The organism is Variovorax sp. YR266 (assembly GCF_900107295.1).
In the GTDB taxonomy this organism is placed as follows: Bacteria; Pseudomonadota; Gammaproteobacteria; order Burkholderiales; family Burkholderiaceae_C; genus Variovorax.
In genome coordinates, this window is the sequence record NZ_FNPM01000020.1 from 24,740 (window position 1) to 41,281 (window position 16,542).

Here is a 16,542-nt window from a genome sequence, read left to right on the forward strand (position 1 = left end):
TCAGGATCAGGCCAGCAGGTCGCTGAGCGTGCGCGCGATCACCTTGGTGGCGCGGCGCAGGTCTTCGAGCACCACGCGCTCGTCGCTGCGCTTGGCGTGCGATTCGAGCACCGTGCGCGGGCCGGCGCCGTAGATCACGCCGGGAATGCCGGCTTCGACGTACAGGCGCACGTCGGTGTACAGCGGCGTGCCCATGGCCTTGATGGGCTCGCCGAACAGTTCGCCGCCGTGCTTCTGGATCGCATCGACCAGCGGCTTGTTGCCGGCCAGCGGCTTCATCGAATTGGCGAGCAGCAGGCGCTTGATCTCGACCGTGATGCCCGCGCTCTCGGCGGCGGCATCGGCAATCACCTTGCGGATGGCGGCTTCGACTTCGACCGGGTTCTCTTCGGGGATCATGCGGCGGTCGAGCTTGAACACGACCTTGCCGGGGACCACGTTGGTGTTGGTGCCGCCCTCGATACGGCCGACGTTGAGGTACGGGTGCGTGATGCCCTCGACCTTCGACGTGACCTGCTGGTAGAGCGTGTTCTGCGCATACAGCGCGTTGAGGATCTTCACGGCGCCTTGCAGCGCGTCGATGCCGGTGGCCGGCACGGCGGCGTGGGCCATCTTGCCGTGCACCGTCACTTCCATCTGCAGGCAGCCGTTGTGCGCGGTGACCACTTCGTAGCTGAAGCCGGCCGCGATCATCAGGTCGGGCTTGGTCAGGCCCTTGTCGAGCAGCCAGCCCGGGCCGAGGATGCCGCCGAATTCTTCGTCGTAGGTGAAGTGCAGCTCGACGCTACCCTTGGTCGGCTTGGCCACCGCTTCGAGCGCACGCAGCGCGAAGGTGAAGCTTGCGAAGTCGCTCTTGCTGACTGCTGCTGCACGGCCGTAGAGACTGCCGTCAGCGATCTCGCCGCCGTACGGGTCGTGTGTCCAGCCTTCGCCGGGGGGCACCACGTCGCCGTGGGCGTTCAGCGCCACGGTGCGGCCTTCGTTGCCGTACTTGCGGCGCACGATCAGGTTGGTGATCGATTCGAGGCCGTAGTCCTTCACTTCCTGCGCGGGCACGGCGTGCTTTTCGGCGTCGAGGCCGAAGTCTTTCAGCAGCTCGGCGGTGCGCTCGGCGTGCGGCGCGTTGTTGCCCGGTGGCGTGTCTGTGGGCACCTGCACGAGTTGCTGCAGGAATTGCACTTCCTCGTCGAAGTGGGCGTCGATCCAGGCGTCGAGCTTGGCGTAGTCGGTCATGGTTGTTCTTCTGTGAATCAGTGGGCTTGTTCGGCGGTGAGGTTTTCCAGAAGCAGCTGGAAGGCCTGCACTGCGAGCTGGATGTCGTCGTTGGTGCTCGATTCGAGCGGGTTGTGGCTGATGCCCGAGTTGATGCCGCGCACGAACAGCATGGCCTGCGGCATCACCTCGTGCAGCTTCATCGCGTCGTGGCCGGCGCCGCTGGGCATGCGAAAGAGCGGAATGCCCAGCGTATCGACGGCCTTTTCCCAACGCTGCTGCCAGGCGGGTGCGCTGGGCGCGGCGGCGGCGCGCATCGTCTCTTCGAGCTCGTAGCGCACGCCGCGGCGCTCGCAGATGTCCTTCAGTGCGTTGACCACGTCGGTGGCCAGCGCGTCGCGCTGCGCGTTGTTGGGCGCGCGCAGGTCGAGGCTGAACTTGCAGCGGCCCGGCACCACGTTGATGGAACCGCTGGGCACTTCGAGCATGCCGACGGTGCCGACCGAGTCGCCGTCTTTGGCGGCGCGCTGCTCGGTGTAGAGGATCAGCTCGGCCACGGCGGCCGCGGCGTCGCGGCGGCGGTCCATGGGCGTGGTGCCGGCGTGGCTGGCCATGCCGATCACTTCGCCCACGTAGCGCACGCTGCCGTTGATGGAGGTGACGATGCCCAGCGGCAGGTCGAGCTCGGTGAGCACCGGGCCTTGCTCGATGTGCACTTCGACGAAGCCGAGGTAGCGCGCCGGGTCGCGCTGGATCTTCGGGATGTCTTCTTCCTTCAGGCCCGCATGCTGCATGGCCTCGCGCATGGTGATGCCGTCGGCATCCTTCTGGTCGAGCCAGCGCTGGTCGAAGTGGCCGATGAGCGCGCCCGACCCGAGGAAGGTCGCCTTGTAGCGCTGGCCTTCCTCTTCGGCGAAGCCCACCACCTCGAAGGCGAAGGGCAGGCGCTTGTTCTGCCGCTTGAGTTCGCGCACGCAGGCCATCGGCACGAAGATGCCCAGGCGGCCGTCGTACTTGCCGCCGTTGCGCACGGTGTCGTAGTGCGAGCCGGTGAGCAGGGTCTTGGCGCCGGGCGTCGAGCCTTCATAGCGGCCCACCACGTTGCCGACCGCGTCGATGTGCACCGAGTCGAAGCCCACGTCGCGCATCAGCGCGCTGATCTGCGCGGCGCAGGCGCGGTGCGCATCGGTCAGGTAGGTGACGGTGAGCTGGCCTTTCTCGGCATAGCCCGGGTCGGTGTGCACCGAGAGCTGTTCCTGCCAGTCCCACACATCGTTGCCGAGCGTGACGTCGGCAGCGAACTTGTCGTCGAGGCGAATCTCCGCAATGCGATGGATGTTGCGCAGCGCCTCGCCGAGTTCGAAGTCGGGGTGGTTGTAGAGCCGGCGCGCGAAGGTGTCGATGATCTCGCGCTTGGCCAGCCCCGTGCCGCGCGGGCCGCGCACCGCGAGGATGAACGGAAAGCCGAACTTCGCGTTGTAGTCGGCGTTGAGCTGCTGGATCTTTGCGAACTCCTCGGGCGTGCAGTCGGTCAGGCCGGCCTTGCTCTGCTCGTTGGTCGATTCGGCCGTCAGCGTCTTGCTGACCATGGCCTTGCCGGCGAGTTCGGGGTGGGCGCGGATCAGGCCGATCTGCTCGTCGGCCGACGAAGCGGCCAGCGCCTGCACCAGCGCATGCTTGAGGTGCGCGAGCGAGCGGAACGGGCGAGCGGCCAGCGCGCGCTGAGCGATCCAGGGCGAGTGCTCGTAGATGCCGTCGAGCAGCGCGACGGCTGCGGCCGGCACCGCGGCGTTGAGTTGGGCGATGGTGAGGCTCATGATGCGGCTCCGGCTTCAAAGGGGTGCGCCTGCTTCCAGTGGCGCGCGATGTCGATGCGCCGGCAGACCCACACGCGGTCGTGTTGTGCGATGTGATCGAGAAAACGCTGCAGTGCCGTGATGCGGCCCGGCCGCCCGAGCAGGCGGCAGTGCATGCCGATGCTCATCATCTTCGGGCTGTTGTCGCCGTTCGGGTCGCCTTCGGCATACAGCGCGTCGAAGGTGTCCTTCATGTACTGGAAGAACGGGTCGGCGTGCGAATAGCCCTGCGGCAGCGCGAAGCGCATGTCGTTGCAATCGAGCGTGTAGGGCACGATGAGCTGCGGCACCACGGTGCCGTCGGTCTTTTGCACCTTCATCCAGAAGGGCAGGTCGTCGCCGTAGTAGTCGCTGTCGTATTCGAAGCCGCCGTAGTCGGCCACGAGGCGGCGCGTGCGCGGGCTGTCGCGGCCGGTGTACCAGCCCAGGGCGCGTTCGCCGGTGAGCTTTTCAATGGCTTCCATGCCCAGGCGCATGTGTTCGCGCTCGGTGGCTTCGTCGAGGTTCTGGTAGTGGATCCAGCGCCAGCCGTGGCAGGCGATCTCGTGTCCCAGTTCCTTGAAGGCGGCGGTCAGCTCGGGGTAGCGCTCAAGCGCCATGCCCACGCCGAACACGGTCAGCGGCAGGCCGCGTTTTTCGAACTCGCGCAGGATGCGCCACACGCCGGCACGCGAGCCGTACTCGTAGATGCCTTCCATGCTGATGTGCCGGTCGGGAAAGCTCGCCGGGTTGAACATCTCGGAGAGGAACTGCTCGGAGCCCGCATCGCCGTGCAGCGTGGCGTTCTCGCCGCCTTCTTCGTAGTTGAGGACGAATTGCACCGCGACACGCGCACCGCCCGGCCATTGGGCGTGGGGCGGGTTGCGGCCGTAGCCGACGAGGTCGCGCGGGTAGGGCAGGGTGGTGTCGTAGACGGTCATGGTTTGGATCAGGACAGCGCGAGGGAGATGTCGTTGGTGGGCACCTTGCGGTCGAACGTGAGATTGGCCTCGACGTGCTCCAGGTGTTCGGTCATGAGGCGCACGGCGCGCTCTTCGTCGCGCGCGGCCAGCGCCTTCACGATGTCGGCGTGCTCGTCGTTGGAGTGCTCGGCCGCGCTGGCGCTCTGGTACATCAGCGTGATGAGGGCGCAGCGCGAGATGAGTTCGCCGAGGATCTGCGCCAGCACCTGGTTGCCCATGAGCTCGGCCATGCGCACGTGGAAGTCGCCGAGCAGTTCGGTGCGGCCCGAGATGTCTTCGCCCGACACGGCTGATTTTTCGAGCGCAACGTGCTCCTTCAGCGCCTTGATCTTGGCGGGCGTGACGGTGCGCACGAACTCGCGCGTCATCTCGGCTTCGAGCATGCGGCGCACGGCGAACACCTGCTTGGCCTCGTCGACGGCCGGTGCGGCCACGAAGGCGCCGCGTGCGGGCTCGAGCCGTATGAGCTTGTTCTGCGACAGCTGGAACAGCGCCTGTCGCACCAGCGTGCGCGAGACGCCGAAATGATCGGCCAGCTTCTGCTCGGCCAGCTTGGTGCCGGGCTGAAGCCGGTGCTCGACGATGGCCTTCGTGAGGGCATCGACGATCGAACGGGTGGTGGAGGACTCCATGTTTTTCATGATAGACCCAAAGCCGGTAACTGTATACACTTTTGTCCACCGGAATTTCCCGCACCCATTTCAAGGAGCGCCCCATGGGCCTGAGCACTCACGTACTGGACACGATGCATGGCGGTCCCGCAGCCGGCATGGAGGTCGCGCTGTTCACCACCGACGGCGACGCCGCGACGCTGGTGAAGCGCTTCACGCTGAATTCGGACGGCCGCAGCGACGGCCCGCTGTACGACAACAACTCGCTGAAGGCCGGCACCTACCGGCTGGTGTTCGACGTGGCGGGTTACTTCAAGGCTCGCGGCGTCAAGCTGCCTGAGCCGAACTTCCTGAACAAGGTGTCGCTGGATTTCGGCGTGGCGCACACCGACCAGCACTATCACGTGCCCCTGCTCGTCAGTCCGTGGAGCTACTCCACGTACCGGGGCTCCTGAGGTCAGTCGCCTTGTTGCTGGCCTTCTGTCAGGGTGTCGAGCTGGAAGCGCCCGCTCTTGTCCCACAGCCAGGTGTCGGTCCACGTGACCGCTCCGAGGCGCGTGGCGGCGGGGAAGGGCGCGGCCTGCAGCACGGCACGCTCGATCTCGGCGATCACTTCGGGCGCATGCTGGGGCGCGCGCAACCAGTGCATCGACACCACCTTGCCACCCGCATCCAGGTTCACCTGCAGCGTACCGACCGCATAGAGCATCGGCGGCAATTGCCCGCCGTAGATGCGCGAGCGGTTGATCTCGTAGATGTGGCGCGCCGCATCGCGGCGGTAGTCGCGCGCCGTGGCGGCGTTCGATGCACGAGGCACCCGGCCGGATGCGTTGGAAGGGGAGGCGCTGCTCAACTGGCCGGGCACGGCGCCAGGACTGCCGCAGCCGGCCAGCCAGAGGGCGGAAAGAACGGAAGCAGCAAGTGCAAGGCGGCGGGGCGTAAGCTGGCGATTCATCGCCGGGTTTATACCGTGAGTCTTCACGGGCCAGGCAACCGAAGGTATCGACAACGATGAGCGGTGCGGTCGATCAACTGCTGGCACGTCTTCGCCACGAAGACGCGGTGCTGGTGCGCGTCGAATCGACGCAGGGCTCGGCGCCGCGCGAGGCCGGCACCTGGATGGCGGTGTGGGCCGATGCGCTCACGGCCACCATCGGCGGTGGGCAGCTCGAATTCCAGGCCACGAAGGAAGCACGCGAAATGCTGGCTGGCTCGCGCAAGCCCTTCGATGGCATCCAGCGATACCCGCTGGGCCCGAGCCTGGGGCAATGCTGCGGCGGCGTGATGTTCCTGTCGTACGAGCGCATCACCGCCGCTGATGCGCCAAGGCTGCAGCGCGAACTGGTCGCGCAACTCAAGCCCGTGGCGCTGTTCGGCGGCGGCCACGTGGGCGCCGCACTGGCAAGGCTGCTGGCTGCGCTGCCCTTCGCGGTGCGCTGGATCGACAGCCGCGACGGCGTGTTTCCCGACGAATTGCCCGCACAGATCGACACCGAACATTCAGAACCCGTGCAGGACGCCGTGGCCGCGCTGGTGCCGGGCAGCCGCGTGCTCATCATGAGCTTCAGCCATGCTGAAGACCTGGACATCGTCATCGCCTGCCTGAAGCGCCTGCGCGAGCGCAACGACTTGCCCTATGTCGGCCTGATCGGCAGCAAGACCAAGTGGGCCACTTTCAGCCATCGGCTCGAGGCGCGTGGCTTTACCGCCGACGAACTGGCCCGCATCACCTGCCCGATCGGCGTGCCCGGCATCACGGGCAAGGAGCCCGAGGTGATCGCCGTGGCGGTGGCGGCACAGTTGTTGCAATCGCTGGGCTGAACAGGGTTTTCCCGGCGGCCACGCCCTAAAAAACAACCCCGTCCCTTGCCAAAACTGTATACACTTTCGGTCCACAACAAGCCGCAGCGGAGCGAGGCCCATTTTTTCATGGAGCCTGCGTTCGCGGCACTTTCTCTGCTTACAGCGCCCGCGGTGGTGAGCAGGCTGAAACCCCTCCTTGGTGCCCCCACGCGCCAATCGGGTTGAGAGAGAAGCATATGGAAAGTTATTACCTCGACTGGGCCAACCTGCTGCTGCGCTGGGTCCACGTCATCACCGCCATCGCCTGGATCGGCGCCTCCTTCTACTTCGTGATGCTGGACAACAGCCTCGAGAAGCCGCAGGACCAGGAATCGCTCGACAAGGGCGTGGGCGGCGAGCAATGGGCCGTGCACGGCGGCGGCTTCTACAACATGCAGAAGTACGCGCTGGCGCCCAAGAAGCTGCCGGACCACCTGCACTGGTCGTACTGGGAGAGTTATTCGACCTGGATCACGGGTTTCACGCTCTTCACCATGTCGTACCTGTGGAACGCGAGCACGTACCTCATCGACAAGTCGAAGATGGACTGGCAGCCCGGCGCCGCCATTGCCGTGGCGCTGGCCTTCTTCGTGGTGTTCTGGATGGTGTACGACGGCATCTGTCAGATCTTCGGCCGGCGCAAGCACGGCGACACCATCGTCGGCGTGCTGATCGCCATCTTCATCGCCTTCGCGACCTGGCTGGCCTGCCAGTGGTTCGCGGGCCGCGCGGCCTTCTTGCTGGTGGGCGCCATGATGGCCACGACCATGAGCGGCAACGTGTTCTTCTGGATCATTCCCGGCCAGCGCAAGAACGTGGCGGCGCTGCGCGAAGGCAAGCCGGTGGACCCGGTGCACGGCCAGCGCGGCAAGCAGCGCAGCGTGCACAACACCTACTTCACGCTGCCGGTGCTGTTCGCGATGCTGAGCAACCACTACAGCTTTACGTACACGCACAAGTACAACTGGATCGTGTTGCTGCTGATCATGCTCGGCGGCGCGGCCATTCGCCAGTTCTTCGTGGTGCGGCACCGCTTCAAGCTGGGCAATGCGGGCAACCCGCTGCCCTATGCGCTGGTCGGCATCGTGGTGCTGGGCCTGACCATCGTCTGGATGAAGCCTGAACCCGTGGCGGCCCCCGCGGTGGCTGCCGCTGCGCCTGCCGTTCCGTTCAAGGACGTGCAGAAGGTGCTCGAACAGCGCTGCTTCATGTGCCACGGCGCGGCCGTTCAGATGAAGAACGTGCGCGTCGATTCGCCGGAGCAAGTGGCCGCGCATTCGCAGGCGATCTACCAGCAGGTGGTGGTCACGAAGATCATGCCGATGAACAACGCTACGGGTATCACTGACGAAGAGCGGGCCCTCATCAGCCGCTGGTTCCAGGCTGGCGCAAAGACCAACTAGACAGACAGAAGTTGACCGGCGGCAAGAGGGCGGGTCACGGTCCGCAGCACAATCGCCGGATTGGAGACAAAGCAGCAATGACCGCATCGAACCCCGCCTTCGGCCCCGCTCCCGATCCGCGCGAAGCCCCGCGCGCCTTCCTCGAACATCTCTACCGTGTGGCGGTGGACCGCGCGCTGCCGCTGTCCACGCTGGGCGCCCATCTGCCGCCGCCGCCCAAGGGCCGTACGCTGGTGCTGGGCGCAGGCAAGGCCGGCGGCTCGATGGTGCAGGCGCTCGAGGCCCTGTGGCCGGCCGATGCGCCGCTGTCGGGGTTGGTCGTCACGCGTTACGACCACATTCCGCCGCGGCCCGAAGGCGTCCCGCAGCGCATCGAGATCGTCGAGGCCGCACACCCCGTGCCCGACGCAGCAGGCCAGCAGGCCGCCGAGCGCATCCTCGCGCTGACGCAGGGCCTCACGGCCGACGACCTTGTGCTGTGCCTGATCTCGGGTGGCGGTTCATCGCTGCTGGTGCTGCCGGCCGAAGGCCTGACGCTGGCCGACAAGCAGCGCATCAACAAGCAACTGCTCGAAAGCGGCGCAGGCATCGGCGAGATGAACTGCGTGCGCAAGCACCTGTCGCGCATCAAGGGTGGCCGGCTGGCGGCAGCATGTGCACCGGCCCGCGTGGTGACGCTGACGATCAGCGACGTGCCAGGCGACGACGCAGCCGTCATCGCCAGCGGCCCGACGGTGCCCGACGCCACCACCTGCGCCGATGCGCTCGCCATCCTCGACCGCTATGGCATCGAAGTGCCGGCGCCGGTGCGCGCGCAACTCGAAAGCGGTGAACTCGAAACGCCCAAGCCACACGACGCCGTGTTCAAGGGCCACGAGACGCACATGATCGCCACGCCGCAGCAGTCGCTCGAAGCGGCGGCCAAGGCTGCGCGCGAGGCCGGCATCGAGGCGCACATCCTCAGCGACGAAATGGAAGGCGAATCGCGCGAAGTCGGCAAGGTGCACGCTGCGCTCGCGCGCGCCGTGGCGCACCGCGGCGAGCCGTTCGCGCGGCCCTGCGTGATTCTTTCGGGCGGCGAGACCACGGTGACGATCCGCCCACGCCAGCCGGGCCAGGCCAAAGGCCGCGGCGGGCGGGCCGGCGAGTTCTGCATGGGGCTGGCCGGTGCGCTCATGGGCCAGCCACAGGTGTGGGCGCTGGCCGCCGACACCGACGGCATCGACGGTGTGGAAGACAACGCTGGCGCCTTCGTCACGCCCGACACGCTGGCGCGCGCCACCGCTGCCGGGAAGAAGCTGTCGGACCATCTCGATCGCAATGACGCCTACGGCTACTTCGACGCCATCGGCGACCTGTTCGTGACCGGCCCGACCCACACCAACGTCAACGACTTCCGCGCGCTGCTGGTGCTGTAAGGAGCTTTACTCCTTCAGCACCATGTCGATGCACATCACCGCCGCCACGATCAGCAGGCGGCGGGCATCGTTGGCCGGCACGCCCGGGTCGATCGACAGCATGTAGTTGTCGGCGGTGGTGAAGAGCTCCTTGCCCAGCCCCGCCCATTTCTTGGACACGGCAGCGAACTCGGTGCTGCCCTGCACGAAGCGGAAATCCCAGCTGGTCCACTTGCCCTTGAGCGTGCAGGCGACCCGCTCCTGTGCGTCGAGCACGTCGAACTTGCCGCCGATGGAAAAGAGCTTCTGCTTGAACGAACCGACGACCTGGTCGTTGCCGTCGAGCACCTGCACCTTAGACAGGAAGATGGACACGCCGCGCTTGATCGACAGCACCTTCTGCCCTTCGGGTGTCGACACCACCACGTCGAATGGCGTGAAGCGCTTGTAGTCGGTGAAGCGCAGCAGCTTGCTGAAGAAGCCGAGGTTCGGCTCACGGCACTCCAGAATTTTCTGTTGCGAATTCGGGTCGAAGATGTCGTAGTTGTTGGCGGCCTTGAAGATGCCGACGTGTTCCTTGATGAAAAACAGGTTGTTGCGCAGCGCTGCGTGCATGGATTTCCCTCGTCCTCTGTGTGTTTGTGTGACGGGGATTATGTTCGGCGCGCATGACGACCCCGTTCCTCGCCCGTGACCGCCGGCGGGCGGGGTTTGTGAACTCGGGTTAATCTATGCCCCCGGCGGCCTGTGGCTGCCGTTGAAGTCGGCGCATCCTTTCGGGTGCAGAGCCGCACAGCACCTCCAGAATTCCCCATTCTTCTTTTCATCATCCAGTCCCCGAAGGAAAGTTCGCCATGACCGCCACCTACACCGACACCCGCCTGCTGATCGACAACGAATGGGTCGACGCCACCGGCGGCAAGACGCTGGACGTCGTGAACCCCGCCACCGGCAAGGCCATCGGCAAGGTGGCTCACGCCAGCATCGCCGACCTCGACCGCGCCCTGGCCGCCGCACAACGCGGTTTCGAGACCTGGCGCAATACCCCCGCGAACGAGCGCGCCGCCGTCATGCGCCGCGCCGCCGGCCTGATCCGCGAACGCGCCCCCGAAATCGCCAAGCTCCTGACGCAAGAGCAGGGCAAGCCGCTGGCCGAAGCCAAGGGCGAAACGCTGGCTGCCGCTGACATCATCGAATGGTTCGCCGACGAAGGCCGCCGCGTCTACGGCCGCATCGTGCCCTCGCGCAACCTGGCCGCACAGCAACTCGTGCTGAAGGAGCCGCTGGGCCCCGTCGCCGCGTTCACGCCGTGGAACTTCCCGATCAACCAGATCGTGCGCAAGCTCGGCGCTGCGCTGGCCACCGGCTGCTCGTTCCTGGTGAAGGCCCCTGAAGAAACCCCGGCATCGCCCGCTGCGCTGCTGCAGGCTTTTGTCGACGCAGGCATTCCGCCCGGCACCGTGGGCCTGGTGTTCGGCAACCCCGCTGAAATCTCGAACTACCTGATCGCCCACCCGATCATCCGCAAGGTCACCTTCACCGGCTCGACCCCGGTCGGCAAGCAACTCGCCGCGCTGGCCGGTTCGCACATGAAGCGCGTGACGATGGAACTGGGCGGTCACGCCCCGGTGATCGTGGCCGAAGACGCCGACGTGGCGCTGGCCGTCAAGGCTGCGGGCGCAGCCAAGTTCCGCAATGCGGGCCAGGTCTGCATCTCGCCGACCCGCTTCCTGGTGCACAACAGCCTGCGCGAAGAATTCGCCCGCACGCTGGTCAAGTACACCGAAGGCCTGAAGCTCGGCGACGGCCTCGCCGAAGGCACGACCATCGGCCCGCTCGCCAACGCGCGTCGCCTCACCGCAATGGCCCATGTGCTGGAAGACGCGCGCAAGAAGGGCGCCACCGTGGCGGCCGGCGGCGAACGCATCGGCGACACGGGCAACTTTTTCGCCCCCACCGTGCTGACCGACGTGCCGCTGGACGCCGACGTGTTCAACAACGAACCCTTCGGCCCCATCGCTGCCATCCGCGGCTTCGACAAGCTCGAAGAAGCGATCGCCGAAGCCAACCGCCTGCCCTTCGGCCTGGCGGGCTATGCCTTCACCAAGTCGATCAAGAACGCGCACCTGCTGAGCCAGAAGCTCGAACTGGGCATGCTGTGGATCAACCAGCCCGCCACGCCGTCGCCCGAAATGCCGTTCGGCGGTGTGAAGGATTCGGGCTACGGTTCGGAAGGCGGCCCTGAAGCGCTCGAGGCCTACCTGAACACCAAGGCCGTTTCGATCCTGGGCGTTTGATCGGCGCTTAGTCTTCGGCGGAGGCGTTCCAGAACGCCTGCTGCACGCCGTCGAGCGTTTCGAGTTCGGCAACCACCTGGTCGAGTTCCAGCGGCTCGACTGCGGTGGCGTACAGTGTCGCCTCGATTTCCGTGTCGGCCGGCCCGAAGGCGTGCTGGTCGACATCGCGCACAGGGTAGTTCGCCGCTTCCAGGAGCAGCAGCAACTGGTCCATTACCTCGGGCCGCGCCGCGCGCGAGCAGATCACGCGCACTGCATAGGTCGCCTCGCTCGATTCTTCGCTGATCGGGCGACGGTTGATCCGATTGACCACCGGCCGCAGCAGCGTGTTGCTGGCCAGCACGAACAGCGCGGCGATCATCGCCTCGCCCAGCAGATCGGCGCCCGCGCAGGCGCCTACCGCCGCCGACCCCCACAGCGTGGCCGCCGTGTTCAGGCCCGTGATGTTGGCGCCTTCCTTCATGATCGCGCCCGCGCCCAGGAACCCGATGCCCGAGACCACGTAGGCCACCACGTGCACGGCCCCGTCCTGGCCATGCAGCCGATTGGCCATGTCGACGAACACCGCCGCACCCACGGCCACCAGCGTGTTGGTGCGCAGGCCCGCGGTGCGCTGCCGTATCTGCCGCTCGAGGCCGATCAGCGAGCCGAGGACGAACGCGGCCGCGACGCTGATGAAAGTGTCGAGCAGCGAGAGCAGGTTGATGTTCTGGATGGCTTGCATCGAAAGGTTCCTTGTTGTTGTGATGTCGATGTTCAATCGGCCGGCGGCGTCATGCCGGTATGCCGCTGGATGTGTTCACGCCAGTTGCGCTTCTCGATACGCCTCACATTCGGAACGTCCGCAAGGTGCGTCAGATACGTCGCCAGCAGCGGCAACTCCGCATCGCTCCTGTCGCCCACGAACTCGCGCACCGTCACCAGATTGCCGTAGCTCCTCGCGTACTTCGATGGCGTGTCGTCGACGGCGATGATCGATTCGAGTGGATAGCCCTTGGACTTCAATTTCTGCAGGTTCTTGATGCTCTGGTACTCACCCGTCGTCCAGTCTCGCGTTGTCGTGCAGCGTGCGCTCGACCAGACAAACTCCAGCGTGCCGCTCGGGAAGATACGCTCGACGATTTGCAATGCGTAGCTTTCGCCCGATGCAGTCCAGACACCGACCTTGAACTGCGCGAGCACGTTGCTCACGAAGTCGGCAAGGTGCGGTCGCAAGTGCACGCGATAAGGACCAACGCGAAAATCTTCGTCGTGGCCGAGTGCGTTCTCCGTGGCGTGAACCAGCGTTTCGTCGAGATCCAGCACCAGAAGTTTGCGGATCTTGGGTGTCATGTGCATGTCGGGTTGCGTCACATTGGGAGACAAAGCATATTCGACCGTTGTGCGCTGTTTCGGGGGGGGCGAGCACCCTGTCGATGTGATCAATCAGAGTCGTGGTTGATCGGCCAGCACGACAGTCGCACGCGTCCCGAACAGTCCCTTCAGCACAGGCACATCACTGCCACCCATACCGCCGCGCATACCACCCCTTCACCGCCTGCGTCAGCACTGCATAGCCGACCAGCATGGCGACAAGCCAGGGGAAGTACATCAACGGCAGCGCCTGCAGCTTGAAGTAGTGCGCCAGCGGCCCCATCGGCAGCCAGATGCCCACCGCCGCAATCGCCGCACCCATGATCAGCAGCGGCCATGCCGCGCGGCTCTGAAGGAAAGGAATCTTGCGCGTGCGGATCAGATGCACGATCAGCGTCTGCGACAGCAGGCCCTCGACGAACCATCCCGACTGGAACAGCGTCTGGTGGCCCACCGTGTTGGCCGCGAAGACGAACCACATCACCGCGAACGTGAGGATGTCGAACACCGAACTCAGCGGGCCGAAGAACACCATGAAACGGCCCAGGTCCGCCGGGTTCCAGCGCTGCGGGCTCTTCAGGAACTCCTCGTCCACGTTGTCGAACGGAATCGCGATCTGCGACACGTCGTACAGCAGGTTCTGCACCAGCAGGTGCAGCGGCAGCATCGGCAGGAACGGAAGGAACGCGCTCGCCACCAGCACCGAGAACACATTGCCGAAGTTCGAACTGGCAGTGAGCTTGATGTACTTGAGCATGTTCGCAAAAGTGCGGCGCCCCTGAATCACGCCTTGCTCCAGCACCATCAGGCTCTTCTCCAGCAGGATGATGTCGGCCGACTCCTTGGCCACGTCCACCGCGCCATCCACCGAGATGCCGATGTCCGCGGCGCGCAGCGCGGGCGCGTCGTTGATGCCGTCGCCCATGAAGCCCACCACATGGCCATTGGTATGCAGCGCGTGCACGATGCGCTCCTTGTGGGCAGGCGTGAGCTTGGCGAACACCTGGTGCGCTTCGACCACCAGGCGCAGGTCGGCATCGGCCATGTCCTCGATCTCTCGGCCGAGCACGATGCGGCCGACTTCCAGTCCCACGTCGGCGCAGACCTTGCGCGTGACCAGTTCGTTGTCGCCCGTCAGCACCTTCACGGCCACGCCGTGCTCGGCCAGCGCGCGCAATGCGGGCGCGGTGGATTCCTTCGGAGGGTCCAGGAAGGCGACGTAGCCCAGCAGCGTGAGCCCTGACTCATCGGCCACGCCGTAGGCCGGCTTCCGTGCCTCGGTCTTCAGCGAACGGCTGGCCACGGCCACCACACGCAGGCCCTGGGCATTGAGCTCCGATGCCACGCGATGGATGCGCGCCAACACCTCCGCATCGAGCGCCAGCACTTCAGCGCCACGCTCGACCGAGGTGCATACCGACAGAATCTCTTCCAGCGCGCCCTTGCAGATCAGCAGGTGCTCGCTGTCGCCATTGGCCACCACCACCGACATGCGCCGGCGCGAGAAATCGAAGGGCACTTCGTCGATCTTGCGATAGGCCGTCTGCAGACGCGTTTCGAGTTGCAGCTCGGCATGGCTCAGCACGGCTTTGTCGAGCAGGTTCTTCAGACCCGTCTGGTGAAAGCTGTTGAGGTAGGCCAGCTGCAACACGTGGTCCGAGCCTTCGCCCCAGGCGTTGGTGTGGCGCTCGAGCACGATGCGGTCCTGCGTCAGGGTGCCGGTCTTGTCGGTGCACAGCACGTCCATGGCGCCGAAGTTGTGGATGGCCTCGAGCCGCTTCACGATCACCTTCTGGCGCGACATCACGACCGCGCCCTTGGCCAGCGTGGCCGTCACGATCATCGGCAGCATCTCGGGCGTGAGGCCGACCGCGATAGACAGCGCGAACAGCGCCGCCTCCCACCAGTCGCCCTTGGCAACGCCATTGATCACCAGCACCAGCGGCGCCATCACCAGCATGAAGCGGATCAGCACCCAGCTCACGCGGTTGATGCCTGCCTGGAACGCGCTGGTGCCGCGATCGGTGGCTGTCACGCGTTGCGCCAGCGCACCGAAGAATGTGCGATCGCCCGTGTGCACGATGAGCGCGGTAGCGGTGCCGCTGATCACGTTGGTGCCCATGAAGAGCAGGTTCTCGCGTTCGAGCACGCCCGCCGCGTGGTCGCCGCGGTCGACGACGAATTTTTCCACCGGCATGGCCTCGCCCGTCAGCGCGGACTGGCTGATGAACAGGTCCTTGGCGGTGAGCAGTCGGCAATCGGCCGGGATCATGTCGCCGGCCGACAGCGCGATCACCTCGCCCGGCACCAGGTCGCGCATCGGCACTTCGACGCGCACCGTACCGGCGTGCGTGGTGTCGAAGCCCTCGTCGCCAGCGGCACCCGCCTTGTAGCCCGGCGCAGGCCGCAGCACGGTGGAGGTGTTGCTCACCATGGCCTTGAGCCGGTCGGCCGCCTTGTTGGAGCGCGACTCCTGTAGGAAGCGCAGCACCGTCGACAGCACCACCATGCTGCCGATCACGAGCGTGGCCTTCATGTCCTCGGTGACATAGGAGACCAGCGCCAGCACCGTCAGCAGCAGGTTGAACGGATTGCGGTAGCACTGCCACAGGTGCTTCCACCAGGGCAGCGGCTGCTCGTGGCGAACCTCGTTGCTGCCGAGGCGCTTGCGCAGCACTTGCGCATGGCCTTCGCTGAGGCCGCGCGGCGAACTGTTGAGCTTGAGCAGCATCTCGCCGGCATCGGTGCGCGAGGCGGCGCCCAGTGCCTTCGCGATGTCGGGCGGCATGCGGACGGAGGAGCCGGTGTCGACGGGCTTCGAGCCCAGCAGCGTCTGCCAGCGCTCGAAGTGATGCAGCATGTGGCGGCTGCGCAGGAAGCTTTCGAAGAAAGACTTCAGGACGTTTTTCATGGGGTTCTCCTTCGGGGCGGCCGCCGCCCGCCCAGGGAGAACCTCCGGGCCTCAATCAGCCAGGAGCAACCCTTTGCGAAGCGCGGCGACGGGCCGCGTTGTTGTTGGTGCAATCGATCGAAGCGAAGGGGGCGCGCTACGGCGCAAATGAGAGGCTGGGTCCATCGTGTGCTCCCGGGTTGCTTGCAGGTTGAAAGAAGGGCTCGGAGCGCGGCTCAGCGGCGAGGCGCGCAGGCCGGCTGGAGCACCAGGAAGCTGCGGATGCGGCGCGTTGTCCAGAGCGCCGCGGCCTGGTCGAGCGAGGCATCCACGACGGGCGCGGCGTCAACTGCCGCAGGGTCGCGGACAGGCGCGTGCGCCGACGGGCGAACGCGCTGCTGCTGTTCGTGCGGCTGACGACGAAGATGAAAGTGACGCATGACAAGGCTCCTTCGCAGTGAAGGGCCTCGTGCACGGACGCACGCAAGCTGACTGAAAAAGTCAGCGACGAAACGACGGGAATCGGAAGGAAGGGAACCGCTTGCCGATGAGGCAAGAGGGCCACGCTGTGTGCACACCTGCACGCAGCGCGGGAGAAGCCTGCGCTAGAGAGCCGGGTGTGTCACGCCTGCCGAGGCACGCGTCTTGTCACTGATCCAACTGGCACTGTCCACGCACGGGGCTCCGAAATGAAGATGCAGGATTGTTGCACTGCGGCA

General features: G+C 65.8%; 15 protein-coding genes. 5 read left to right on the forward strand and 10 right to left on the reverse strand.

Translation table 11 applies throughout. From position 1 onward, the window contains the following. Positions 1-6 precede the first annotated feature (6 nt). From BLW48_RS32180 to BLW48_RS32195, 4 genes are read right to left on the reverse strand one after another with little or no spacing between them, the layout of a single operon-like run. A complete protein-coding gene (locus BLW48_RS32180) occupies positions 7-1,233 on the reverse strand; it encodes a M20 family metallopeptidase (RefSeq protein WP_093058866.1) in 1,227 nt (408 codons plus the stop codon). A 17-nt stretch (positions 1,234-1,250) separates the two neighbouring features. Further along, positions 1,251-3,029: a 2-oxo-4-hydroxy-4-carboxy-5-ureidoimidazoline decarboxylase gene (gene uraD / locus BLW48_RS32185; protein WP_093179690.1), complete on the reverse strand. Its 1,779-nt coding sequence runs from the start codon at positions 3,027-3,029 to the stop codon at positions 1,251-1,253. Then, the gene (gene puuE / locus BLW48_RS32190; protein WP_093179692.1) at positions 3,026-3,988 is read right to left on the reverse strand and encodes an allantoinase PuuE; all 963 of its coding nucleotides are present in this window, start codon (positions 3,986-3,988) and stop codon (positions 3,026-3,028) included. The genes uraD and puuE overlap by 4 nt, the downstream gene beginning before the upstream one ends. Before the next feature lie 8 nt (positions 3,989-3,996). Then, entirely contained in the window at positions 3,997-4,671 is a 675-nt protein-coding gene (locus BLW48_RS32195) for a GntR family transcriptional regulator (RefSeq protein ID WP_093058863.1), read from the reverse strand. A 74-nt stretch (positions 4,672-4,745) separates the two neighbouring features. Here BLW48_RS32195 and uraH point away from each other — a divergent pair, with 74 nt between their 5' ends. Continuing rightward, positions 4,746-5,096, forward strand: coding sequence for a hydroxyisourate hydrolase (gene uraH, locus BLW48_RS32200; protein WP_056519771.1), 351 nt, complete (start codon positions 4,746-4,748; stop codon positions 5,094-5,096). Between the two features lie 2 nt (positions 5,097-5,098). On the opposite strand, the gene BLW48_RS32205 is transcribed toward uraH, so the two are convergent. Continuing rightward, positions 5,099-5,596, reverse strand: coding sequence for a hypothetical protein (locus tag BLW48_RS32205; protein WP_093179694.1), 498 nt, complete (start codon positions 5,594-5,596; stop codon positions 5,099-5,101). A 56-nt stretch (positions 5,597-5,652) separates the two neighbouring features. Here BLW48_RS32205 and xdhC point away from each other — a divergent pair, with 56 nt between their 5' ends. The 3 genes from xdhC to BLW48_RS32220 all read left to right on the forward strand — a co-directional run bounded on the left by xdhC (position 5,653) and on the right by BLW48_RS32220 (position 9,304). Continuing rightward, positions 5,653-6,462 (forward strand): xanthine dehydrogenase accessory protein XdhC, encoded by an 810-nt coding sequence (gene xdhC, locus BLW48_RS32210; protein ID WP_093179696.1) that lies wholly within the window; start codon positions 5,653-5,655, stop codon positions 6,460-6,462. Between the two features lie 218 nt (positions 6,463-6,680). Further along, positions 6,681-7,886: a urate hydroxylase PuuD gene (locus BLW48_RS32215; protein ID WP_093058860.1), complete on the forward strand. Its 1,206-nt coding sequence runs from the start codon at positions 6,681-6,683 to the stop codon at positions 7,884-7,886. 77 nt (positions 7,887-7,963) lie between these two features. Next, positions 7,964-9,304 (forward strand): glycerate kinase type-2 family protein, encoded by a 1,341-nt coding sequence (locus BLW48_RS32220; protein ID WP_093179698.1) that lies wholly within the window; start codon positions 7,964-7,966, stop codon positions 9,302-9,304. Positions 9,305-9,310: 6 nt separating this feature from the next. Here BLW48_RS32220 and BLW48_RS32225 read toward each other — a convergent pair whose 3' ends face one another. Continuing rightward, positions 9,311-9,898, reverse strand: coding sequence for an LURP-one-related family protein (locus tag BLW48_RS32225; RefSeq protein WP_093179700.1), 588 nt, complete (start codon positions 9,896-9,898; stop codon positions 9,311-9,313). 239 nt (positions 9,899-10,137) lie between these two features. Here BLW48_RS32225 and BLW48_RS32230 point away from each other — a divergent pair, with 239 nt between their 5' ends. Beyond that, positions 10,138-11,580, forward strand: coding sequence for an NAD-dependent succinate-semialdehyde dehydrogenase (locus BLW48_RS32230; protein WP_093179702.1), 1,443 nt, complete (start codon positions 10,138-10,140; stop codon positions 11,578-11,580). A 7-nt stretch (positions 11,581-11,587) separates the two neighbouring features. On the opposite strand, the gene BLW48_RS32235 is transcribed toward BLW48_RS32230, so the two are convergent. The 4 genes from BLW48_RS32235 to BLW48_RS32250 all read right to left on the reverse strand — a co-directional run bounded on the left by BLW48_RS32235 (position 11,588) and on the right by BLW48_RS32250 (position 16,263). Then, positions 11,588-12,304 (reverse strand): MgtC/SapB family protein, encoded by a 717-nt coding sequence (locus BLW48_RS32235; protein WP_093179703.1) that lies wholly within the window; start codon positions 12,302-12,304, stop codon positions 11,588-11,590. Between the two features lie 32 nt (positions 12,305-12,336). Beyond that, complete coding sequence (locus tag BLW48_RS32240) at positions 12,337-12,912, reverse strand: HAD family hydrolase (protein ID WP_093058892.1); 576 nt, start codon at positions 12,910-12,912, stop codon at positions 12,337-12,339. Positions 12,913-13,075: 163 nt separating this feature from the next. After that, a complete protein-coding gene (gene mgtA / locus BLW48_RS32245) occupies positions 13,076-15,844 on the reverse strand; it encodes a magnesium-translocating P-type ATPase (RefSeq protein WP_093179705.1) in 2,769 nt (922 codons plus the stop codon). Between the two features lie 215 nt (positions 15,845-16,059). Continuing rightward, positions 16,060-16,263: a hypothetical protein gene (locus BLW48_RS32250; RefSeq protein WP_093081375.1), complete on the reverse strand. Its 204-nt coding sequence runs from the start codon at positions 16,261-16,263 to the stop codon at positions 16,060-16,062. Positions 16,264-16,542: the final 279 nt, after the last annotated feature.